At 66.3% G+C, this 21,217-nt stretch carries 31 protein-coding genes; 29 read left to right on the top strand and 2 right to left on the bottom strand.

Annotated features, from left to right (window positions below; genetic code table 11):
• The 24 genes from Q4I23_RS05010 to Q4I23_RS05125 all read left to right on the top strand — a co-directional run.
• Positions 1 to 741: EF-Tu C-terminal domain-related protein (locus Q4I23_RS05010; protein ID WP_498525490.1), on the top strand; the 741-nt coding region annotated here is incomplete at its 5' end.
• 456 nt (positions 742 to 1,197) lie between these two features.
• Positions 1,198 to 1,506 carry a 30S ribosomal protein S10 gene (gene rpsJ, locus Q4I23_RS05015; RefSeq protein WP_014241039.1) on the top strand — a complete coding sequence of 103 codons (309 nt, stop codon included), beginning with the start codon at positions 1,198 to 1,200 and terminating at the stop codon, positions 1,504 to 1,506.
• A gap of 60 nt (positions 1,507 to 1,566) precedes the next feature.
• Complete coding sequence (gene rplC / locus Q4I23_RS05020) at positions 1,567 to 2,277, top strand: 50S ribosomal protein L3 (protein ID WP_145626347.1); 711 nt, start codon at positions 1,567 to 1,569, stop codon at positions 2,275 to 2,277.
• Between the two features lie 5 nt (positions 2,278 to 2,282).
• Positions 2,283 to 2,903 (top strand): 50S ribosomal protein L4, encoded by a 621-nt coding sequence (gene rplD / locus Q4I23_RS05025; RefSeq protein WP_035675055.1) that lies wholly within the window; start codon positions 2,283 to 2,285, stop codon positions 2,901 to 2,903.
• Entirely contained in the window at positions 2,900 to 3,217 is a 318-nt protein-coding gene (locus tag Q4I23_RS05030) for a 50S ribosomal protein L23 (RefSeq protein WP_035675048.1), read from the top strand. The genes rplD and Q4I23_RS05030 overlap by 4 nt, the downstream gene beginning before the upstream one ends.
• A 16-nt stretch (positions 3,218 to 3,233) precedes the next feature.
• Positions 3,234 to 4,061 carry a 50S ribosomal protein L2 gene (gene rplB / locus Q4I23_RS05035; RefSeq protein ID WP_237903167.1) on the top strand — a complete coding sequence of 276 codons (828 nt, stop codon included), beginning with the start codon at positions 3,234 to 3,236 and terminating at the stop codon, positions 4,059 to 4,061.
• Between the two features lie 12 nt (positions 4,062 to 4,073).
• Entirely contained in the window at positions 4,074 to 4,352 is a 279-nt protein-coding gene (gene rpsS, locus Q4I23_RS05040; protein WP_014241034.1) for a 30S ribosomal protein S19, read from the top strand.
• Positions 4,353 to 4,355: 3 nt separating this feature from the next.
• Positions 4,356 to 4,751, top strand: a complete 396-nt coding sequence (gene rplV / locus Q4I23_RS05045) for a 50S ribosomal protein L22 (RefSeq protein ID WP_014241033.1) — start codon at positions 4,356 to 4,358, stop codon at positions 4,749 to 4,751.
• A gap of 1 nt (position 4,752) precedes the next feature.
• Positions 4,753 to 5,529 (top strand): 30S ribosomal protein S3, encoded by a 777-nt coding sequence (gene rpsC, locus Q4I23_RS05050; protein WP_014241032.1) that lies wholly within the window; start codon positions 4,753 to 4,755, stop codon positions 5,527 to 5,529.
• A gap of 15 nt (positions 5,530 to 5,544) precedes the next feature.
• Positions 5,545 to 5,976 carry a 50S ribosomal protein L16 gene (gene rplP, locus Q4I23_RS05055; RefSeq protein WP_014241031.1) on the top strand — a complete coding sequence of 144 codons (432 nt, stop codon included), beginning with the start codon at positions 5,545 to 5,547 and terminating at the stop codon, positions 5,974 to 5,976.
• Entirely contained in the window at positions 5,973 to 6,179 is a 207-nt protein-coding gene (gene rpmC / locus Q4I23_RS05060) for a 50S ribosomal protein L29 (RefSeq protein ID WP_014241030.1), read from the top strand. Before rplP ends, rpmC begins: the two co-directional genes overlap by 4 nt.
• Positions 6,180 to 6,191: 12 nt before the next feature.
• Positions 6,192 to 6,446 (top strand): 30S ribosomal protein S17, encoded by a 255-nt coding sequence (gene rpsQ, locus Q4I23_RS05065; RefSeq protein WP_014241029.1) that lies wholly within the window; start codon positions 6,192 to 6,194, stop codon positions 6,444 to 6,446.
• Between the two features lie 17 nt (positions 6,447 to 6,463).
• The gene (gene rplN, locus Q4I23_RS05070) at positions 6,464 to 6,832 is read left to right on the top strand and encodes a 50S ribosomal protein L14 (protein WP_012973215.1); all 369 of its coding nucleotides are present in this window, start codon (positions 6,464 to 6,466) and stop codon (positions 6,830 to 6,832) included.
• Positions 6,829 to 7,149 (top strand): 50S ribosomal protein L24, encoded by a 321-nt coding sequence (gene rplX / locus Q4I23_RS05075; protein WP_088123921.1) that lies wholly within the window; start codon positions 6,829 to 6,831, stop codon positions 7,147 to 7,149. The genes rplN and rplX overlap by 4 nt, the downstream gene beginning before the upstream one ends.
• Before the next feature lie 11 nt (positions 7,150 to 7,160).
• Positions 7,161 to 7,703 carry a 50S ribosomal protein L5 gene (rplE, locus tag Q4I23_RS05080; RefSeq protein WP_035675042.1) on the top strand — a complete coding sequence of 181 codons (543 nt, stop codon included), beginning with the start codon at positions 7,161 to 7,163 and terminating at the stop codon, positions 7,701 to 7,703.
• Positions 7,704 to 7,722: 19 nt separating this feature from the next.
• The gene (rpsN, locus tag Q4I23_RS05085; protein WP_014241026.1) at positions 7,723 to 8,028 is read left to right on the top strand and encodes a 30S ribosomal protein S14; all 306 of its coding nucleotides are present in this window, start codon (positions 7,723 to 7,725) and stop codon (positions 8,026 to 8,028) included.
• Positions 8,029 to 8,041: 13 nt separating this feature from the next.
• A complete protein-coding gene (rpsH, locus tag Q4I23_RS05090; protein WP_035675041.1) occupies positions 8,042 to 8,440 on the top strand; it encodes a 30S ribosomal protein S8 in 399 nt (132 codons plus the stop codon).
• A gap of 13 nt (positions 8,441 to 8,453) precedes the next feature.
• Positions 8,454 to 8,987 carry a 50S ribosomal protein L6 gene (rplF, locus tag Q4I23_RS05095; RefSeq protein WP_014241025.1) on the top strand — a complete coding sequence of 178 codons (534 nt, stop codon included), beginning with the start codon at positions 8,454 to 8,456 and terminating at the stop codon, positions 8,985 to 8,987.
• A gap of 8 nt (positions 8,988 to 8,995) precedes the next feature.
• Positions 8,996 to 9,358: a 50S ribosomal protein L18 gene (gene rplR / locus Q4I23_RS05100; RefSeq protein WP_014241024.1), complete on the top strand. Its 363-nt coding sequence runs from the start codon at positions 8,996 to 8,998 to the stop codon at positions 9,356 to 9,358.
• A 12-nt stretch (positions 9,359 to 9,370) separates the two neighbouring features.
• Positions 9,371 to 9,952 (top strand): 30S ribosomal protein S5, encoded by a 582-nt coding sequence (gene rpsE, locus Q4I23_RS05105; protein ID WP_035675037.1) that lies wholly within the window; start codon positions 9,371 to 9,373, stop codon positions 9,950 to 9,952.
• 2 nt (positions 9,953 to 9,954) lie between these two features.
• Entirely contained in the window at positions 9,955 to 10,146 is a 192-nt protein-coding gene (gene rpmD, locus Q4I23_RS05110; RefSeq protein ID WP_014241022.1) for a 50S ribosomal protein L30, read from the top strand.
• Between the two features lie 4 nt (positions 10,147 to 10,150).
• The gene (rplO, locus tag Q4I23_RS05115; RefSeq protein WP_149467682.1) at positions 10,151 to 10,636 is read left to right on the top strand and encodes a 50S ribosomal protein L15; all 486 of its coding nucleotides are present in this window, start codon (positions 10,151 to 10,153) and stop codon (positions 10,634 to 10,636) included.
• A gap of 118 nt (positions 10,637 to 10,754) precedes the next feature.
• Positions 10,755 to 12,095 (top strand): preprotein translocase subunit SecY, encoded by a 1,341-nt coding sequence (gene secY / locus Q4I23_RS05120; RefSeq protein ID WP_014241020.1) that lies wholly within the window; start codon positions 10,755 to 10,757, stop codon positions 12,093 to 12,095.
• Positions 12,095 to 12,742, top strand: a complete 648-nt coding sequence (locus Q4I23_RS05125; RefSeq protein ID WP_014241019.1) for an adenylate kinase — start codon at positions 12,095 to 12,097, stop codon at positions 12,740 to 12,742. Before secY ends, Q4I23_RS05125 begins: the two co-directional genes overlap by 1 nt.
• A 121-nt stretch (positions 12,743 to 12,863) precedes the next feature.
• Here Q4I23_RS05125 and Q4I23_RS05130 read toward each other — a convergent pair whose 3' ends face one another.
• Together Q4I23_RS05130 and Q4I23_RS05135 are read right to left on the bottom strand one after the other, a co-directional pair.
• Complete coding sequence (locus Q4I23_RS05130; RefSeq protein ID WP_103041394.1) at positions 12,864 to 13,622, bottom strand: FadR/GntR family transcriptional regulator; 759 nt, start codon at positions 13,620 to 13,622, stop codon at positions 12,864 to 12,866.
• A 109-nt stretch (positions 13,623 to 13,731) separates the two neighbouring features.
• Positions 13,732 to 14,646 (bottom strand): DMT family transporter, encoded by a 915-nt coding sequence (locus tag Q4I23_RS05135; protein WP_498525491.1) that lies wholly within the window; start codon positions 14,644 to 14,646, stop codon positions 13,732 to 13,734.
• A gap of 186 nt (positions 14,647 to 14,832) precedes the next feature.
• On the opposite strand from Q4I23_RS05135, the gene Q4I23_RS05140 reads away from it, so the two are divergent.
• The 5 genes from Q4I23_RS05140 (at position 14,833) to Q4I23_RS05160 (ending at position 21,138) form a co-directional block, all read left to right on the top strand.
• On the top strand, positions 14,833 to 15,705 hold the full coding sequence (locus Q4I23_RS05140; RefSeq protein ID WP_498525492.1) for an N-formylglutamate amidohydrolase: 873 nt from the start codon (positions 14,833 to 14,835) through the stop codon (positions 15,703 to 15,705).
• Between the two features lie 6 nt (positions 15,706 to 15,711).
• Positions 15,712 to 16,842, top strand: a complete 1,131-nt coding sequence (locus Q4I23_RS05145) for a carboxylate-amine ligase (RefSeq protein WP_498525493.1) — start codon at positions 15,712 to 15,714, stop codon at positions 16,840 to 16,842.
• Between the two features lie 187 nt (positions 16,843 to 17,029).
• Positions 17,030 to 18,340 carry an O-acetylhomoserine aminocarboxypropyltransferase gene (locus tag Q4I23_RS05150; protein WP_454018755.1) on the top strand — a complete coding sequence of 437 codons (1,311 nt, stop codon included), beginning with the start codon at positions 17,030 to 17,032 and terminating at the stop codon, positions 18,338 to 18,340.
• Positions 18,341 to 18,350: 10 nt separating this feature from the next.
• Positions 18,351 to 19,148 carry an alpha/beta fold hydrolase gene (locus Q4I23_RS05155; RefSeq protein WP_454018754.1) on the top strand — a complete coding sequence of 266 codons (798 nt, stop codon included), beginning with the start codon at positions 18,351 to 18,353 and terminating at the stop codon, positions 19,146 to 19,148.
• A 97-nt stretch (positions 19,149 to 19,245) separates the two neighbouring features.
• Positions 19,246 to 21,138: a sensor histidine kinase gene (locus Q4I23_RS05160; RefSeq protein WP_498525494.1), complete on the top strand. Its 1,893-nt coding sequence runs from the start codon at positions 19,246 to 19,248 to the stop codon at positions 21,136 to 21,138.
• Positions 21,139 to 21,217: the final 79 nt, after the last annotated feature.

Here is a 21,217-nt window from a genome sequence, read left to right on the forward strand (position 1 = left end):
GAGATGGAGGTGCGCGAGCTGCTGTCCTCCTACCAGTTCCCGGGCGACGACATTCCGATCGTCAAGGGCTCGGCGCTGTGCGCGCTGGAGGACCGTTCGCCGGAGATCGGCCGTGACGCGATCCTCAAGCTGATGGCCGAGGTCGACCAGTACATCCCGCAGCCGGAGCGTCCGAAGGACCGTCCGTTCCTGATGCCCATCGAAGACGTGTTCTCGATCTCGGGCCGCGGCACGGTGGTGACCGGCCGCGTCGAGCGCGGCATCGTCAAGGTCGGCGAGGAAGTCGAGATCGTCGGTCTGAAGACCACGGTCAAGACCACCGTGACCGGCGTGGAGATGTTCCGCAAGCTGCTCGACTCGGGTGAGGCTGGCGACAACATCGGCGCGCTGCTGCGCGGCACGAAGCGTGAGGACGTCGAGCGCGGCCAGGTTCTGGCCAAGCCGGGCAGCATCACGCCGCACACCACCTTCAAGGCCGAGGCCTACATCCTGACGAAGGAAGAGGGTGGCCGTCACACGCCGTTCTTCACCAATTACCGTCCGCAGTTCTATTTCCGCACGACCGACGTGACGGGCATGGTGAAGCTGCCGGAAGGCACCGAGATGGTGATGCCGGGCGACAACATCTCCATGGAAGTCGAGCTGATCGCTCCGATCGCCATGGACGAGGGCCTGCGCTTCGCCATCCGCGAGGGTGGCCGCACCGTCGGCGCCGGCGTCGTCGCCTCGATCATCAAGTAAGATCGCGTTTTGTGAAGGGGGGCCGGCCTGCGGGTCGGCCCCCTTTTGCATGGCCGATCCGCGAAAATGCGGCGTGACGCGCCGAACCGGGCCGATCCCGTCACCCTCCTGTCACACGGGGGAAAATGTGGGTTGACACCGGGGCGCCTAGGGCATACACGTTACGCCCTCTGGAATTTGGGTTGGTAGTAGGCACGTCCGGCCTAGACGCAGCCCGATCACGAACGGCACCGCAAGCTCCACTTGCACCGGTTGCTGCCAGGAACATCCACCCGCATTGCGATGCGGGGGATGTTCTTTTTCGTATCGGCCGTCAGATCGGACAGACGAACCGCCGCCCACCGCTTCGGTGAGCCGGCGCAGGTTCGCCTGCCGCCGCGGGTCCCCGGGGGACAGATTTTGGGGTGCCGATGGCGCAGTCGCGTCATCGAAACGAGGTGCAAGGGACGTTTGGACATGGACAGCCAGAACATCCGCATCCGCTTGAAGGCGTTCGATCATCGCGTGCTCGACCAGTCGACCAGCGAGATCGTCAACACCGCCAAGCGGACCGGTGCTCGGGTGCGGGGCCCGATCCCGCTGCCGACGCAGATCGAGAAGTTTACGGTGAACCGCTCGCCGCACGTCGACAAGAAGTCGCGCGAGCAGTTCGAAATCCGCACCCACAAGCGTCTGCTCGACATCGTCGATCCGACGCCGCAGACGGTGGACGCGCTGATGAAGCTCGACCTCGCTGCCGGTGTGGACGTCGAGATCAAGCTCTAATTCGTTGCTGTTGAGGGACCTCTCCCTCTGAGGATGTCCCTGGTCAGGAGATAAAGAACAATGCGATCCGGTTTGATCGCGCAGAAAGTCGGCATGACCCGCGTCTTCACGGACGACGGGCAGCACGTGCCGGTGACTGTGCTGAAAGTCGACAGCTGCCAGGTCGTCGCCGTCCGCACCGAGGACAAGGATGGCTACACCGCCGTCCAGCTCGGCGCAGGCGCCATCAAGGTGAAGAACGTCACGAAGCCGCAGCGCGGGCATTTCGCCAAGGCGCGCGTCGAGCCCAAGCGCAAGCTGGTCGAGTTCCGCGTCGATGCCGACGCGCTGATCGAGGTCGGCGCCGAGCTCTCGGCTGCGCATTTCCTCCCGGGCCAGTTCGTCGACGTCACCGGCACTTCCATCGGCAAGGGCTTTGCCGGTGCGATGAAGCGCTGGAACTTCGGTGGTCTGCGCGCGACGCACGGCGTGTCGGTGTCGCACCGCTCGCACGGTTCGACGGGTAACCGCCAGGACCCCGGCAAGGTCTTCAAGAACAAGAAGATGGCCGGTCATCTCGGCGACGAGAAGGTCACGGTTCTGAACCTGAAGGTCGTGTCGGTCGATGAGGACCGCGGTCTGATCTTCCTCAAGGGTGCCGTTCCCGGCGCCGAGGGGGCTTGGCTCCGCATCCGCGACGCGGTGAAGAAGAAGGCTCCGGAAGGTCTGCCGTTCCCCGCCGGGATCAAGGCTGCGCCGGCCGCTGAAGCCGCCGCCGAGCCGCAGGAGTGATGGCCATGAAGGCGACCATTAAGAACCTGAACAACGAGACCGTCGGCGAGATCGAGCTGGCTGACGAGATCTTCGGCCTTCCGTCCCGCACGGACATCCTGGCCCGCATGGTCAACTGGCAGCTGGCCAAGCGCCGCGCCGGCAACCACAAGACCAAGACGGTCAGCGAGATCTCCGGCACCGGCAAGAAGCCGTACCGCCAGAAGGGCACCGGCCGCGCCCGTCAGGGCTCCATGCGCTCCGCCCAGTTCCGTGGCGGCGCGACCATCTTCGGCCCGGTTGTCCGCTCGCACGAGCACGACCTGACCAAGAAGGTCCGCAAGCTGGCCCTGAAGACCGCGCTGTCCACCAAGGCCGCGGAAGGCAAGCTCCTGGTCCTCGACGCCGCTTCGGCCGAGAGCCACAAGACCAAGGAACTGGCTGTCCGTCTCGCTTCGCTCGGCCTGACCTCGGCTCTGATCATCGATGGCGCCAACCTGAACGAGAACTTCGCTCGGGCCTCGCGCAACATCCCGCTGATCGACGTGCTGCCGGAGCAGGGCGCCAACGTCTACGACATTCTTCGCCGCGATACGCTGGTCCTGACCCGCAACGCGGTCGAGCAGCTGGAGGCTCGCCTGAAATGAGCAAGCAGTCGAAACCTGCGGTGAGCCAGGAGCGGATGTACGACCTCATCCTGGCTCCGGTGATCACCGAGAAGTCGACGATGGCGTCGGAGCACAATCAGGTGACGTTCCGCGTGCCGCTGTCGGCGACCAAGCCGGAGATCAAGTCGGCTGTCGAGGGGCTGTTCAACGTGAAGGTGACGGCGGTCAACACCCTGGTTACCAAGGGCAAGACCAAGCGCTTCCGCGGGACCATCGGCCGTCGCTCGGACTTCAAGAAGGCCGTCGTGACCCTCGCCGAGGGGAACAAGATCGACGTGACCACGGGCATCTGAGCGGGAGTGTGATCCGATGGCTCTGAAGCAATATCGCCCAATTACGCCGTCGCTCCGCCAGCTGGTCATCGTCGACCGCTCGGAGCTGTGGAAGGGCAAGCCGGTCAAGACCCTCACCGAGGGCCTGACCAAGTCCGGCGGCCGCAACAACACCGGCCGCATCACCGCGCGCCGGATGGGTGGCGGTCACAAGCGCGTCTACCGTCTGGTGGACTTCAAGCGCCGCAAGTTCAACGTCCCGGCGGTCGTCGAGCGCCTGGAGTACGATCCGAACCGCACGGCCTTCATCGCCCTCATCAAGTATGAGGACGGCACCATGTCCTACATTCTGGCGCCGCAGCGCCTGAAGGTGGGCGACACGGTGATCGCCGGCGAGAAGGTGGATGTGAAGCCCGGCAACGCCATGCCGCTGAAGAACATCCCGGTCGGTTCGGTGCTGCACAACGTTGAGCTGAAGCCCGGCAAGGGTGGTCAGCTGGCCCGTTCGGCCGGCACCTACCTGCAGCTGGTCGGCCGCGACGGTGGCTACGCCCAGCTGAAGCTGCCCTCGGGCGAGCTTCGCGTGGTCCGCGGTGACTGCATGGCCACCTTGGGTGCCGTGTCGAACCCGGACAACATGAACACCAACAAGGGCAAGGCCGGTCGCAGCCGTTGGCTGGGCATCCGTCCGTCCGTCCGTGGTGTCGCCATGAACCCGATCGACCACCCGCACGGTGGTGGTGAAGGCCGCACCTCGGGTGGCCGTCATCCGGTTACGCCGTGGGGCAAGCCGACCAAGGGCAAGAAGACTCGTCACAACAAGAAGACGGATGGCCTGATCCTGCGCCGCCGTCATTCGAAGTAAGGAGGGCGGACGATGGCACGCTCCGTTTGGAAGGGCCCGTTCGTCGACGGCTACCTGCTCAAGAAGGCGGACAAGTCGCGGGCCTCGGGCCGCAACGAGATCATCAAGATCTGGTCGCGTCGCTCGACGATCCTGCCGCAGTTCGTGGGTCTCACGTTCGGCGTGTACAATGGCCACAAGTTCCTGCCGGTTCTGGTGACCGAGAACATGATCGGCCACAAGTTCGGTGAGTTCGCTCCGACGCGCACCTTCTACGGGCACGCGGCGGACAAGAAGGCGAAGAGGAAGTAAGCCATGGGCAAGCCCTCCAACCCCAGCCGTATCGCGGAGAACGAGGCCATCGCCTCCAATCCGATGATCCGCACCAGCCCGCGCAAGCTGAACCTCGTCGCCCAGCTCATCCGGAACAAGGATGCCAGCAGCGCCGTGGCCGAGCTGACCTTCTCCAAGCGCCGCATCGCCGGCGAGGTGAAGAAGGTCCTCCAGGCCGCGATCGCCAACGCCGAGAACAACCATCAGCTCGATGTGGACCGCCTGTACGTCTCCTCGGCGACGGTCGGCCGCGCCCTGGTGATGAAGCGCTTCCACGCCCGTGCCCGTGGGCGCGGCGCGCGGGTCGAGAAGCTGTTCTCCAACCTGACGATCATCGTGCGTGAGCGCGACGCCGCCGCTGCCGAAGGGGCCGAGTAAGATGGGTCAGAAAGTCAATCCGATCGGGCTGCGCCTCGGCATCAACCGGACCTGGGACAGCCGTTGGTTCGCCAAGCGCGACTACGCCAACCTGCTGCACCAGGACCTGAAGCTGCGCGGCTATCTGCAGGGTCGCCTGCAGCAGGCCGGCTGCTCGCGCGTCATCATCGAGCGTCCGGCCAAGAAGGCCCGCGTCACCATCCACTCGGCCCGTCCGGGCGTGGTGATCGGCAAGAAGGGCGCGGACATCGAGAAGCTGCGCACCGAGCTGTCGAAGATGGCCGGCGGCGAGGTGAGCCTGAACATCATCGAGATCCGCAAGCCGGAGATCGATGCCAAGCTCATCGCCGAGAACATCTCCAACCAGCTCGAGCGCCGCGTCGCCTTCCGCCGCGCCATGAAGCGCGCGGTCCAGTCGGCCATGCGTCTGGGCGCCCAGGGCATCCGGATCAACTGCTCCGGTCGTCTCGGCGGCGCCGAGATCGCCCGCCTGGAGTGGTACCGCGAGGGCCGCGTTCCGCTGCACACCCTGCGTGCGGACATCGACTACGGCACCGCGACCGCGAAGACCACCTACGGCACCTGCGGTGTCAAGGTGTGGGTCTTCAAGGGCGAGATCATGGCGCATGACCCGATGGCGCAGGACAAGCGCATGGGCACCGAGCCGGTGTCGACCGATGGCGAGCCGCGGCGCGAGCGTCGCGAGCGTGGTGACCGTGAGGAGCGTGGGGGCCGTGGTCGCGGCGACCGTGACCGCTCCGAGCGGGCTGACCGCTAGTAAGGGGCACGAGCGATGCTTTCTCCGAAGCGTACCAAGTACCGCAAGGCCCACAAGGGCCGCATCCACGGCAACGCGAAGGGCGGCACCCAGCTGAACTTCGGCTCCTTCGGCCTCAAGGCCCTGGAGCCGGAGCGCATCACGGCCCGCCAGATCGAGGCGGCCCGCCGCGCGATCACCCGCGCCATGAAGCGTCAGGGCCGCGTGTGGATCCGCGTGTTCCCGGACCTGCCGGTCTCCACCAAGCCCGCCGAAGTCCGCATGGGTTCCGGTAAGGGCACGCCCGAGTACTGGGCGGCCCGCGTTCATCCCGGCCGCATCCTGTTTGAGCTGGACGGCGTGCCCGCGGATGTGGCAAAGCAGGCGTTCGCCCTGGCGGCCGCCAAGCTGCCGATCAAGACCAAGCTGGTGACCCGCCTCGGCGGCGGTGAGGAGGTGGCGGCATGAAGTCCGTCGACGTTCGTGCGAAGAGCACCGAGGAGCTGAACGATCAGCTCCTCCAGCTCAAAAAGGAACAGTTCAACCTGCGTTTCCAGCGGGCCTCCGGCCAGCTGGAGAACACCGCGCGGGTGCGAGTGGTGCGTCGCGACATCGCGCGCATCAAGACGATCCTCGGTGAGCGTTCGCGCTCGGCCGAAGCCGGCAAGTAAGGAGGGCTACCTATGCCTCGCCGCGTTCTGCAGGGCACGGTGGTCAGCGACAAGGGCGACAAGACGGTTATCGTCCTGGTCGAGCGCCGCGTCATGCACCCCGTGTACAAGAAGTTCATTCGTCAGTCGAAGAAGTACGCCGCCCACGACGAGGGCAACCAGTTCAAGGTCGGCGATACCGTTTCGATCATCGAATGCCGCCCGATCTCCAAGCGCAAGCGCTGGACGGTCGTGCTCGAGTCCGCCGCCGTCAGCGGCGCCGCGTAAACGGAAGGGTACAAACCATGATCCAGATGCAAACCAACCTGGAAGTCGCCGACAATAGCGGGGCGCGCCGGGTGCAGTGCATCAAGGTGCTTGGCGGGTCCAAGCGGAAGGTGGCCACCGTCGGCGACGTGATCGTCGTCTCGGTCAAGGAAGCCATTCCGAAGGGTCGCGTCAAGAAGGGCGACGTGCATCGCGCCGTCATCGTCCGCACCGCGAAGGAACTGCGCCGGGAGGACGGGTCCGCGATCCGTTTCGACCGCAATGCCGCCGTGCTGATCAACAAGCAGGGCGAGCCGATCGGCACGCGTATCTTCGGGCCGGTCACTCGTGAGCTTCGCGGTAAGAAGTTCATGAAGATCATCTCGCTGGCGCCGGAGGTGCTGTGATGGCCGCGAAGATCAAGACCAAGGACAAGGTCGTCATCCTTGCCGGTAAGGACAAGGGTAAGACCGGTGAGGTCCTGAAGGTCATCCCGGCGGAAAACCGTGTCGTCGTGCAGGGCGTGAACGTGGTGAAGAAGCACCAGCGTCCGAGCGCCACCTCGCAGGGCGGCATCGTTGAGTTCGAGGCGCCCATCAACGTCTCGAACGTTGCTCATGTCGACCCCAAGGACGGCAAGCCGACCCGCGTCGGTTTCAAGGTCCTTGAGGATGGCCGCAAGGTGCGTGTCGCCAAGCGGTCCGGCGAAGTCATCGACGTGTGAGGACCGGACCAATGGCTGCACGTTTGAAGGAAGTGTACGACTCCAAGATCCGCGCCGCGCTCAAGGCTGAGTTCGGCTACGCGAACGACATGGAAGTTCCGCGGATCGAGAAGATCGTCATCAACATGGGTGTCGGCGAAGCTGTCGGCGACTCCAAGAAGATCCAGAATGCGGTGAGCGAACTGACGGCGATCAGCGGCCAGAAGCCGATCGTCACGAAGTCCCGCAAGTCGATCGCGCAGTTCAAGCTGCGTGAGGGCATGGCGATCGGGTGCAAGGTCACGCTCCGTCGTGAGCGGATGTACGAGTTCCTGGATCGCCTGGTCACGATCGCGTTGCCGCGTGTCCGCGACTTCCGCGGCATCCCCGGCAACAGCTTCGACGGCCGTGGCAACTATGCCATGGGCGTCAAGGAGCAGATCATTTTCCCGGAGATCGACTACGACAAGATCGATCAGATCCGCGGCATGGACATCATTTTCGTCACCTCGGCGAAGACCGACAAGGAAGCCAAGGCTCTCCTGAAGGCCTTCGACATGCCGTTTGTGGCCTGATTGGCTGGAGCACGACCCCATGGCTAAGACCAGTGCCATCGAGAAGAACAAGCGTCGCACCAAGCTGGTGAAGCAGTTCGCCAACAAGCGTGCCCGCCTGAAGGCCATCGCCTCCGATCGCTCCCTCCCGCCGGAAGAGCAGTTCGCCGCCCGCCTCAAGCTGGCCGAAATGCCGCGCAACTCGTCGAAGGTGCGCATCCGCAACCGCTGCGAAATGACCGGCCGTCCGCGGGCGTTCTATCGCAAGTTTAAGCTGTCCCGCGTCACCCTCCGTGAACTGGCCTCGACTGGCCAGATCCCGGGGATGGTGAAGTCGAGCTGGTAAGGAGGGTCGGAGAATGTCTTTGAGCGATCCGCTCGGCGATATGCTGACCCGCATTCGCAACGGTCAGCACGCCCGTATGTCTGTTGTGCAGAGCCCGGCGTCGAAGCTGCGCAGCAACGTGCTTGAGGTTCTCAAGCGCGAGGGTTACATCCGCGGCTACTCTGAGGAGGAGCTGCGCCCCGGCATCAAGAACCTGAAGATCGAGCTGAAGTATCACGAAGGCGAGCCTGTGATTAAGCAGATCGCCCGCGTGTCGAAGCCCGGCCGCCGCGTTTATTCGAAGATCACCGATCTGCCCCGCGTCTTCAACGGCCTCGGCATCGCGATCCTCTCCACGCCGCGCGGCGTGATGTCGGACAATGAGGCCCGCGCCGCCAACGTCGGCGGTGAAGTCCTCTGCCGCGTGTTCTAAGGGGGACCCTTCGATGTCGCGCATTGGAAAGCATCCCGTGCCGGTTCCGGCTGGTGTTGACGTCTCCGTCAACGGCCAGCAGGTGTCGGCCAAGGGCAAGCTGGGTTCGCTCAGCCTGACCCTCATCGACGACATCACGGCCAAGCTGGAAGACGGCAAGGTCGTGGTGGCCCCGGCGAACGACAGCAAGCGCGCCCGCGTCATGTGGGCAACCTCGCGCACCCTGATCAACAACATGGTCACGGGCGTCAACCAGGGCTTCACCATCAACCTCGAGATCAACGGCGTCGGTTACCGTGCCGCCGTGCAGGGCAAGGAGCTGGTCATGCAGCTCGGCTACTCGCACGACGTCAAGTACCCGATCCCGGAGGGCATCACCATCAAGTGTGACAAGCCCACCGCGATCTCGGTGTCGGGCTTCGACAAGCAGAAGGTCGGTCAAGTCGCCGCGGAGATCCGCGGTTGGAAGAAGCCGGAGCCCTATAAGGGCAAGGGCATCAAGTACGAGACCGAGACGCTGATCCGTAAGGAAGGCAAGAAGAAGTAAGGTCCGCCATGCTCAAGCCAAAGCAACTCCACGAGCGCCGCAAGCAGCGCGTGCGCGCGCAGATTGCCAAGAAGGCCGGCGGGCGGGCTCGCCTCTCGGTTTTCCGGTCCAATCTGCACATCTACGCCCAGATCATCGACGACGAGAACGGCCGCACGGTCGCCTCGGCCTCGTCCGTGGAAAAGGAGCTGCGCGAGCAGCTCAAGCACGGTGGGAACGTCGAAGCCGCCCAGAAGATCGGTGCGCTCATCGCCGAGCGCGCCAAGGCGGCGGGCGTCACCGAGGTCGTGTTCGACCGTGGTGGCTACATTTACCACGGCCGGGTCAAGGCCCTGGCTGACGCCGCCCGCGAGGGCGGGCTGTCGTTCTAAGGAGGCTCCGAAATGGCACGTGAAAGAGGCGAGCGGAGCGACCGTGATCGGCAGCCGCGCGATCGCGACCGGGAAGAGAGCGAGCTGATCGAAAAGCTCGTCGGGATCAACCGCGTCGCCAAGGTTGTGAAGGGTGGCCGTCGCTTCGGCTTCGCCGCCCTGGTGGTGGTCGGTGACGGCAAGGGCCGCGTCGGCGTCGGATCGGGCAAGGCCCGTGAAGTGCCGGAGGCGATCCGCAAGGCCACCGACCAGGCGAAGCGCGGTATGATCCGCGTTCCGCTGCGCGAAGGCCGCACGCTGCACCATGACTCCAACGGTCACTTCGGTGCCGGCAAGGTCGTGCTGCGCACCGCCCCGGCCGGTACCGGCATCATCGCCGGCGGTCCGATGCGCGCGATCTTCGAGGCGCTGGGTGTGCAGGACGTGGTGACGAAGTCCATCGGCACCTCGAACCCGCACAACATGATCAAGGCGACCTTCGACGCGCTGTCGCAGGTTTCCAGCCCGCGCAGCGTCGCCGCCCGTCGCGGCCGTCGCGTGAGCGACATCCTCGGCAAGCGTGAAACCGGCGCTGCCGGTGCGCAGGAGGCTTGATCATGGCCGAGAAGAAGACCGTCATCGTCACCCAGACCGGCAGCCCGATCGGCCGCAAGCACGACCAGCGTGAAACGCTGGTCGGTCTGGGTCTCAACAAGCTGCACCGGACCCGCGAACTGGAGGACACTCCGGCCGTGCGGGGCATGATCGCCAAGGTCGCGCACCTGGTCCGCGTCGAGAACGAGGGCTGAACCCATGACGAAGCTGAACGATCTCCGGGACAACCCCGGTGCCCGTAAGGAGCGCATGCGCGTCGGCCGCGGTATCGGTTCGGGCAAGGGCAAGACCGGCGGCCGTGGCGTCAAGGGTCAGACCTCGCGCACCGGCGTGGCCATCAACGGCTTTGAAGGCGGCCAGATGCCCCTTCACCGCCGCCTTCCGAAGCGCGGTTTCCGCAACATCTTCGCGAAGGAATACTCGGTCGTGAACCTGGGCCTGGTCCAGAAGTTCATCGACGCCGGCAAGCTCGACGCCAGCCAGACCATCGACGCGGTGGCCCTGGAAGCGGCGGGCGTCACCGGCAAGGTGAAGAAGGATGGCGTCCGTCTTCTGGGCAAGGGCGCCCTGACGACGAAGGCCAGCTTCACCGTGGCCGGCGCCTCCAAGTCGGCTGTGGAAGCGGTCGAGAAGGCGGGTGGCAGCGTCACGCTGACCGCGTCCGCCGCCGAAGCCGCCGAGTGATCGGAAGCCCGCGCTTGCGCGCGGGCCTCTTCCGGCACTAAATGAAGCGAAGTTGCGAGGGGCGGCCTGCATCCTGCAGGACCGCCCCGTTCGTGCATTAGGGACAGGGATACGACCCATGGCATCAGCGGCCGAGCAGCTTGCCGCGAACATTAATTTCGGGGCCTTCTCCAAGGCGACCGAGCTGAAGAAGCGGATCTGGTTCACCCTTGGTGCCTTGATCATCTACCGCCTGGGCACCTACATCCCGATTCCGGGCGTCAACCCGCAGATCCTCGCCGATATTTTCCGGCAGCAGGGCGGGGGCATCCTGGGCATGTTCGACATGCTGGCCGGCGGCGCGCTGCACCGCATGACGATCTTCGCGCTCAACATCATGCCGTACATTTCGGCCTCCATCATCGTGCAGCTTCTGACCGCGGTATCGCCGCAGATGGAAGCGCTGAAGAAGGAAGGCGAGTCGGGCCGCAAGAAGCTTAACCAGTACACCCGCTACGGCACCGTCCTCCTGGCGACCGTGCAGGCCTGGGGCTTGGCGGTGGGGCTCGAGGCGATGACCGGCGCATCCGGCGCCGCGGTTCCGGAACCAGGGCTGTTCTTCAAGATCGCTACGGTCATCACGCTGGTCGGCGGCACGATGTTCCTGATGTGGCTGGGCGAGCAGATCACCGCCCGCGGCATCGGCAACGGCATCTCCCTCATCATCTTCGCCGGCATCGTCGCCGAGCTGCCGCGCGCTCTTGTCAGCACGCTGGAGCTGGGCCGCACCGGCGCGCTGTCCACGCTGTTCATCGTCTTCCTGCTGCTGATGGCGGTGGGCGTCGTGTTCTTCATCGTGTTCATGGAGCGTGCGCAGCGCCGGCTGCTGATCCAGTATCCGAAGCGACAGATGGGCAACCGTGTGTTCGGCGGCGAAGCGTCGCACCTGCCGCTGAAGCTGAACACCTCGGGCGTCATTCCGCCGATCTTCGCGTCGTCGCTGCTGCTGCTGCCGCTGACCGCGGTCGGCTTCGCCGGCGGCGAGGGGCCGGAGTGGCTGCAGACGGTCACGCGCTATCTGGCGCACGGCACGCCGCTTTACATGATCCTGTATTCGGCGCTGATCATCTTCTTCTGCTTCTTCTATACGGCCATCGTCTTTAACCCCGCGGACACGGCCGAGAACCTGCGTAAGTATGGCGGCTTCATTCCCGGCATCCGTCCGGGCAAGAACACCGCGGACTACATCGACTACGTGCTGACCCGGTTGACGGTGATCGGTTCGGCCTACCTTGTGGCGGTTTGTCTCCTCCCCGAAATCCTGATTTCCCAGCATTCGGTTCCGTTCTATTTTGGCGGCACCAGCCTGCTGATCGTGGTCACGGTAACGATGGACACGGTTGCGCAGATTCATTCCCATCTGCTGGCCCACCAGTATGAGGGGCTGATTAAAAAAGCGAAGCTTCGGGGGAGAAAGTAATGAATCTCATTCTGCTCGGACCGCCGGGCGCCGGGAAGGGGACCCAGGCGCGGCGTCTCGAAGACACGCGCGGGCTCGTCCAGCTTTCCACGGGCGATATGCTCCGCGCGATGGTCGCCGAGGGTGGTCCGCTTGGGCAGCAGGCGAAGGACATCATGTCCGCCGGCAAATTGATGCCGGACGAGCTGATGGTCAAAATCATCGCTGAGCGCATTTCCAAGCCGGATGTGGCCAACGGCTTCATCCTCGATGGTTTCCCGCGCACGGTCGCCCAGGCCGAGGCGCTGGACACCATGCTGTCGGACAAGGGCCTGAAGCTCGATCACGTGATCGAGATGAAGGTCGTGGACGACATCCTGGTGGAGCGCATCACCGGTCGTTACACCTGCGCCAAGTGCGGCAAGGGCTATCACGACGTCTTCGAGAAGCCGAAGGTCGAGGGCGTCTGCGATGTCTGCGGCAGCACGGAGTTCAAGCGCCGGGCCGACGACAACGCCGACACGGTGAAGACCCGCCTCGCCCAGTATCACGAGCAGACCGCGCCGATCCTGCCCTATTATCAGAGCCGTGGCGTTCTGAAGACGGTGGACGGCATGGCCGAGATCGACGACGTGACGAAACAGATCGAGGGCATCCTGGCCGCCTGACCGGGATTGTCCTGATCGACTGCATAGAAAAAGCCGCGAGGATCTTCGGACCTTTGCGGCTTTTTCTATGCCGTGACGATGAGGCGGGGAGGGCGGTCCTCCACGGAGGTGCCGCCGCTCTTTACGGAGCGGCGTCGGTGTCGGGGCGGGACAGGTCTTCCGCCTTCCGGCTCAGATCGTTGTAGCGGTCGAGCACCCAGCCGAGGTGGTCGGTGGCCGCAACGGCGGCGGCATCGGCATCACGGCGCCGGATGGCGTCGTAGATGGCGCGGTGATGGTCGATCATCAGCGCCTCGCGGCCCAGCGCGAAGGGCTCGGTGTGATGGTACTCCATCATCTGGCCAAGGATGTCGCGGATGGTCGCCAGCAGATGCAGGTAGACCGGGCTCCCGGCCGCCTGGGCGACGGCGAGGTGGAAGTCCATGTCGTCGGCGGCCTGCTTGCCGTCGCGGCCCGTCTCGCCCATCGCGGCGAGGACTCGTCCGATGTGGTCGATCTGCTCCTGGGTCGCGCGTTCGGTGGCGCGCCGGGCCGCCCAGCTTTCCAGGGCCTGCCGGATCTCCACGAGGTCGCAGAGGTTGGCGTGCTTCACGCGGACCATCTCGGTCAGTGCGCCGTCCATGGCGCCCGCGGAGGACACCACGCGCGTGCCGCCGCCTTGCACCGCGGTCAGGAAGCCCTGCGTCTTCAGCTTCTGCAGGGCCGCGCGCACCGACACCCGGCTGACGTGGAGCTGCTCAGCAAGCTGGCGCTCGCCGGGCAGGCGCTCTCCCGGAACGAGTTCGCCACGGGCGATCCGCTCGAGAATCCGCTCCGCCACCCATTCGGAAATGCGCTGGGAGGAGGCCGGTACGTGGTGGGGTTCTTCGGTGTCGGACACGGTGGCATGCCCTTTCATCAGCAATCGGTCATAGGTCGTACCCGAGTCGGGCAAATCACGTCAACTCGCATCCGGACGGCGGCGTATGGTCCGCGTCATCGGCGGCGTTTCATCGGCTCCCGCGGCGGGCCATCAGGATGCCGGCCAACACAACGGCGCCGCCCGCCGCCTGGAGAGCGCCAAGCGGCTCGGCGAGCAGCGCCCAAGCCAGCACCGCCGCCGCCGCCGGCTGGAGCAGCAGGCTGACGGAGGAGAAAGCAGCGGGCAGGTGAGCCAGCGCGTAGGCGATCAGGCTCTGGCCGCCGGCATGGCTGACCAGGGCGAGCCCCAGCAGCACCGCCCAGCCATCAAGCGATCCGGCGAACAGGCTCTCGCCAGACAGCAGGGCGATGGGCAGCAGGGCGAGGCCGGTGACGACTCCGCTCCAGGTCATGATGGTGGCTGTGGAGAACTCCGCCCGCAGCCGGCCCACCGCCAGGATGTAGCCGCCGTAGAAAACCGCGGTCAGCAGCCCGAGGGCGTCGCCGAACAAATGGTCCGGGCTCAGCTTCAGGCTTTGCCCCATCAGAACGACGGCCCCGCACAGCGCCAGACCGAGTCCCATCAGGAAGGTCCGGCTGAACCGCTCCTTGAACACCAGCCAGGACACCAGCGTCACGAAGATCGGCGCGAAGTTGGCGAGCAGCGTGGAGTTGGCGACGGAGGTGTAGCGGATCGACCAGTGCCAGATGGCGAGGTCCCCGGCGAAGAACAGGCCCGCCGCGGTCAGCCGCGCGTAGTCGGACCGCGACGAAGGCTTGCGCGACCGTGCGCCTCCCTTCGGTTCCACCGCCATCCAGACCCACAGGGCCGGGATGGCAAAGGCGAGCCGCCAGAAGGCGGTGGCGCTCGGCCCCAGTTCGGACAGGCGCACGAAGATCGGGGCGAAGGCGATTCCCAGCGCCCCGGTCAGAAGGGCAATCAGCGCGATCCGCTGCGCCGAGTCGGCGCGCGCGGTGGGGGCGAGGGTGCTGGCGTCCGGCATGGCGTCCGTTATAACGGACGCACCCCCTAGGCGCCACGGGCGCCCGCCGCATGGCTCATCTGCGGAAGCCCCGGATTGTGGGACATTGCCGCTCCGTCGGGATCATCCTTGCCGCCGGACCGTTGCCTTGGGTACCAGCCGGCGGGAACTTCCGCTGCGACCGAGACCCTGCAATACTGTGCCATCATGACGCAGCGATCCCCCTGCAAGCCCGCCGAACACCCGCGACCGGTGACCCTGCCGTCGCCGCCCCGCGCCGCGCCGGCCCCACCGTTGCTGGGTCCCGACGATCCGCCGCCGGTCACCGTGCTGCGTCCGGAGTCGGACAGCCCGGTCCTGCTGCTGTGCGACCACGCTTCGCGGGCCATTCCGAAGGCTCTGGGAACGCTGGGACTGGACGAGACGAATCTGTGCCGGCACATCGCCTATGACATCGGCGCAGCGGAGGTGACGCGGCGGCTGTCGGAGCGGTTCGGCGCCACGGCAGTGCTGTCCGGCTATTCCCGGCTGGTGATCGACCCGAACCGCGCGCTGGACGACCCGACGGCGATCCCGGTGGTCAGCGACGACGTGGTGATCCCCGGCAATCGGGCTCTGGACCGGGCCGAGGAGGAGCGCCGGATCGACGCCATCTTCCGGCCCTATCACGAGGCCGTCGCTGCCGAGGTTGCCCGGCGGCGCGAGCGCGGGCAGGTGCCGGTGCTGCTGTCGATCCACAGCTTCACGCCCGCGATGCGCGGCGTCGCCCGGCCCTGGCATGTCGGCATCCTGTGGGACCACGACCCGCGCATCCCGATCCCCATGATCGCGCGGCTGCGCGCCGACGGGCGCTGGTGCGTCGGCGACAACGAGCCCTATTCGGGCCGGACCACCCTGGGCGGCACGGTGGAAAGCCACGCGACGCCCGCCGGGCTGCCCAACGTCCTGATCGAGGTGCGCCAGGACCTGATCGCGACGCCAGAGGGGGCGGCGCTGTGGGCAACGGTGCTGGGCGACGCGCTGGAGCCGATCCTGGCCGACCCCGGCCTCTACGAGATCAAACTGTTCCCGCGGGAGTGAGCGTACATGGAGCCAGCCTTCACGCTGGGGCTTGAGGAAGAGTATCTGCTGGTGGACCGCAGCTCGCGGGACATCGCGCGCAACCCGCCGGACGAGATGCTGGAGGCCTGCCAGGAGCAGGCGCCGGGCCAGATCCATCCGGAATTCCTGCGCTGCCAGATCGAGGTCGGCACGCCGGTCTGCGCCAGCCTAAAGGAGGCGCGGGCGGAACTGGCACGGCTGCGCGCGACGGTGTCCGGGGTAGCGCGCGCCCACAATCTGGCGCCCATCGCGGCCTCCACCCATCCCTTCGCCGCGTGGGAACCGCAGAAGCACACCAACCGCGACCGCTACAACATGCTGGCCCGAGACCTGGGGGCTCCGGCGCGCCGGCTGATGATCTGCGGCATGCACGTCCATGTCGGGATCGAGGACCACGACCTGCGCATCGACCTGATGAATCAGGTCCGCTATTTCCTGCCGCATCTGCTGGCGCTGTCCACCTCCTCGCCCTTCTGGCGGGGGCAGGACATGCAGCGGAAATCCTACCGGCTGGCGGTGTGGAACGAACTGCCGCGCACCGGCATGCCCGACAGCTTCCAGAGCTTCGGCGAGTACCAGCAGCAGGTGAACGTCCTGGTCAACGCTGGCATCATCGAGGACGCGAGCAAGCTGTGGTGGGACATCCGCCCGTCCCAGCGCTTCCCGACGCTGGAGATGCGGATCACCGACGTCTGCACTCGCCTCGACGACGCGGTGACGGTGGCGGCTCTGTTCCGCTGCCTCTTGCGCATGCTGTGGCGGTTGCGGCTGAAGAACGTGACGTGGCGGCCTTACAAGAACCTGCTGATCGGCGAGAACCGCTGGCGCGCCCAGCGCTACGGCCTCGACGAAGGGCTAGTCGATTTCGGGCGCGGCACCATCGTTCCCTACGCCGACCTGATGGAGGAGCTGATCGAGCTGACCCGCGAGGACGCGGAGCGATTCGATTGCGTGGCGGAGGTCGCCAACGCCCGCGACATCATCCGCCGCGGCACCAGCGCACACCGGCAGGTGGCCATCTACCGCGAGGCGCTGGAGCAGGGCGCCACCGGCTGGGAGGCCCTGGCCCAAGTGGTCGATTGGCTGGCCGAGGAGACGATGGTCGGGGTGGAGTGATTTGCACCGAAGAGTTGCTTCGAAATCCGTGGCAACTTTCGGAAAGCCACTACTTGACCTTTGCGTCATCCAGCCATACCCTCCCCGCAAATCAGCTCACCGAGTTGAGCAGGGCAGGCAAAAAATAACGAAGCAGCAGAGGGCCGCTCGCATCACGGGCGGCCCTTACCTTTTCAGGGGGAAGGGAATGGCCGACGCCAAGTTCCTCAAGTTCGACACGCTGAGCCTGCACGCCGGCCAGCGGCCCGACCCGGCCACCGGGGCGCGGGCGGTGCCGATCTATCAGTCCACGTCCTACGTCTTCGACGACACCGACCACGCCGCCTCGCTGTTCAACCTGGAACGGCCGGGGCACATCTACTCCCGCATCTCCAACCCCACGGTGGCGGTGCTGGAGGAGCGGCTGGCGGCTCTGGACGGCGGTGTCGGCGCGGTCTGCACAGCCAGCGGCCAGGCGGCGCTGACGCTCGCCATCATGACGCTGATGGACGCCGGCGGGCACATCGTCGCCTCCTCCTCGATCTACGGCGGCAGCCGCAACCTGCTGGCCTACACGCTGCCGCGATTCGGCATCACCACGACCTTCGTGAATCCGCGCGACCTCGACGGTTTCCGCGCGGCCATCCGGCCGGAGACGCGGCTGCTGTTCGGCGAGGTGCTGGGCAATCCGGGGCTGGAGGTGCTCGACATCCCGCGCCTGTCGGCCATCGCGCATGAGGCCGGTCTGCCGCTGATGGTCGACGCGACCTTCGTCACGCCCTATCTGTGCAAGCCGCTGAGCGTCGGCGCCGATCTGGTCATGCATTCCTGCACCAAGTGGCTGGCCGGGCACGGCGTCGCCATCGGCGGGGTGGTGATCGACGGCGGCACCTTCGACTGGGAGGCGTCCGGCAAGTTCCCGACCCTGACCGAGCCCTACGCCGGCTATCACGGCATCGACTTCGCGGAGGAGTATGGGCCGGCGGCCTTCATCATGCGCGCCCGCGCCGAGGGGCTGCGCGACTTCGGCGCCTGCATGAGCCCGATGAACGCCTTCCAGATCCTCCAGGGCGTGGAAACCCTGCCGCTGCGCATGAAGGGCCACATCCACAACACCCGTAAGGTGCTGGGCTTCCTCGAATCGGAGGCTTACGCGGAGAACGGCAGCGTCGCCTGGGTCACCCATCCCGAACTGCCCGATCATCCCGACCACCGGCTGCGCGCCCAGCTTCTGCCGCACGGCGCCGGCTCGATCATCTCCTTCGGCATCAAGGGCGGGCGGGAGGCCGGGCGGCGCTTCATCGAGAAGCTGGCGCTGTTCTCCCACCTCGCCAACGTTGGCGACGCCAAATCGCTGGTCATCCATCCTGCCAGCACCACCCACGCCCAGCTCGACGCCGAAGCGCTCGCCGCCGCCGGGGTGGGGGAGGACATGATCCGACTGTCCATCGGGCTGGAGGACTGCGACGACCTGATCGACGATCTGCGCCAGGCGCTGCGCGCCGCGACGAAGGCGTGAGGAGGCTGCCATGGAACTGACCGTCAACGGCCAGACCGTCTACGCCCACACCGGCGGGCGGCCTTTCGACCCGGCCCGGCCGGCGCTGGTGCTGATCCACGGCGCCGGCATGGACCACACGGTGTGGAGCCTGCAAAGCCGCTACCTCGCCCATCACGGGCGGTCGGTCCTGGCGGTGGACCTGCCGGGCCACGGCCGCTCCGGCGGGGCGCCGCTGCCGTCCATCGAGGAGTTGGCGGACTGGGTCGCCGCTCTGCTGGACGCGGCGGGAGTGGCGAAGGCGGCGCTCGCCGGCCATTCCATGGGCGCTCTGGTGGCCCTGGAAACCGCGGCGCGGCATGGCGACCGCATCGAATCGCTGGCCCTGCTGGGCGTGGCGGAGACGATGCCGGTCCATCCCGACCTGCTGGCCGCCGCGGCGCTGAACGACCCGTCCGCCATCGAGCTGGTCATCGGCTGGGGGCATGGTCCGCGCGGGCATGTCGGCGGTGCGGCGGCTCCGGGCCTGTCGCTGGTGCCCGGTGGGCGGCGATTGATGCAGCGGGCGCGACCCGGCGTGCTGGGCGTCGATCTGGGAGCCTGCAACGCCTATGTCCGCGGGGGCGCGGCGGCTGCGGCGGTGTCCTGCCCGGCGCTGTTCCTGCTGGGCGGAGTCGACCGTATGACCCCGGCGAAATCCGGCAAGGCTCTCGCCGCTAAGGTTAGGCATTCCAAAGTCATTCAGCTGTCCGGCATAGGCCATATGGTTATGACGGAAGCACCGGACGCAACCACAGATGCCTTTTCAGCGCAGTTCTCCGCGCGTTAGCCTGTTGTTTCTTCGTTGATTACAGGGGCCTCATGAATCGTTAACGGATTGGCGTCTTACTGTTCTGCGTTGGAGCGATGATGCGGAATGGTGTTCTGTGCGGAGTCTTGAGCGGTATGTTCATGCCCTGATGGCCAACGCCGGCGATATCGTCGCCGTGCTGTCGTCGGACGGTCGGTTCATCGATGTGGGAGGCGCATGCCTTCGCGTGCTTGGCACCCCTCCGGAGGCGCTGCTGGGGACGCCCGTGCTCGAACGCGTGCATCCGGACGACCGGGAGGAGGCTGTCCGACGTCTCGCCCGCTGCGGCCATGGGGCATCCGTCGAGGATGGCGGTCCGTTCCTCTGCCGGGTGCGCCACGCGGCGGGCGGGTGGCGCCATATGGAGACGACGGCGTTCAACCGGCCGGACGATCCCAAAGTCCGGGAAATCGTCATCCACGCCCGTGACGTGACCGACCGGGTGGAGACCGAACAGCGGCTGCGGGCGAGCGAAGCGCTCTACCAGACGCTGGCCCGCTCCGCCCCGGTCGGCATTTTCCAGACGGATCGGGACGGCGGCATTGTCTTCGCCAACCCGCGCTTTGCAGCCATTGCCGGGTTGTCTTCCGATGCCCTGTCCGGTCATGCCTGGCGTGCGTCGCTGCATCCGGACGACCGCACGCGGTTGGAGGCGGATTGGGCCCAGGCCGTGGCAGCGGGGCTGCCGGTTCTGCTGAATCTGCGGTTCTGCGCGACCGACGGCACGGTTACCTTCGCCCTGTGTCAGGGCTCGCCGCTGACCGATGCGGACGGGCGGGTGCAGGGCTGCGTCGGCACGCTGACCGACATGACCGAATATGTGCGGACCGCCGATGCCCTGCTGATGGCGGAGGCCCGGACCAACGCCATCGTGGACGCTGCCGCCGATGCCATCGTCACCATGGACGGGGAGGGCATCGTCCACAGCTTCAACCCGGCGGCGGAGGCGATGTTCGGCATCCCGGCGGCGGACATGCTGTGGAGCCGGATCGACCGGCTGATCCCGGACATGGTTGGTCTGCTTCAGGATGGCGGGCTGGCCGTCTATCAGCCCGGCGGCGAAGCTCATGGCGCCGGGGCCGTACGGGAGGCCGTGGCGGTGCGGGGCGGTGACGGCGATCGCTTCCCCATCGAAGTGTCGGTGAGCGCGGTCGAGACGGGCGGGCGTCGCGTCTTCACCGGCATCATCCGCGACATCACCGCGCGCAAGCGGAGCGAAAGCGACCTGATCGCGGCAAAGGAAGCCGCCGAGTCGGCGGACCGCGCCAAATCGACCTTCCTCCAGGTCATGAGCCACGAACTGCGGACCCCGCTGAACGCGGTCATCGGCTTCGCCCAGGTGATCGAGATGCGGCTGCTCGGGGCGGGGGAGGTCGACCGTTACATCGACTATGCCGGGTCGATCCGCCAATCCGGCGAGCATCTGCTGGCGATCATCGACGATATCCTGGACATCACGACCATCGAGGCGGGCGGGCTGCGGCTGAACGAAACTCCCGTCGAACCGTCCGCCCTGGTGGGTGAGGCGCTGAACCTCGTTGCCATCCAGTCGGGCAAGCGCGGCGTGCCGATCCGCATCGACCTGGAGGATGGTCTGCCGATGCTGTTCGGCGACGCGCTTCGCCTGCGGCAGGTGCTGGTGAACCTGCTGTCGAACGCCGTGAAATTCTCCAATCCCGGCGAATCCGCCGTCGTCCGTGCGCGCCGCGGGGGCGACGGCGGGGTCGAATTGTCGGTGACGGACACCGGCATCGGCATCGCGGCGGAGGATCTGCCGACGGCGATGACTCCCTTCGCCCAGGTCGACCAGTCGATGGCGCGGCGCTACGAGGGAATGGGCCTTGGCCTGTCCATCTCGAAACGGCTGGTCGAGGCGCATGGCGGCACGCTGCGCATCGACAGCGCGCCGGGGCAGGGGACCACGGTGACCGTGGCCTTGCCGCCGAGCCGGAAAATGGCCGACGCATGACGGGAGCGGCGACGGTCCGCTGCTAACGCAAAAACGGCGCCCCGGTTTTCCGGGGCGCCCTGTCAATGCATCATGCGTC

It is taken from the genome of Azospirillum sp. UFLA03-27, assembly GCF_059803775.1.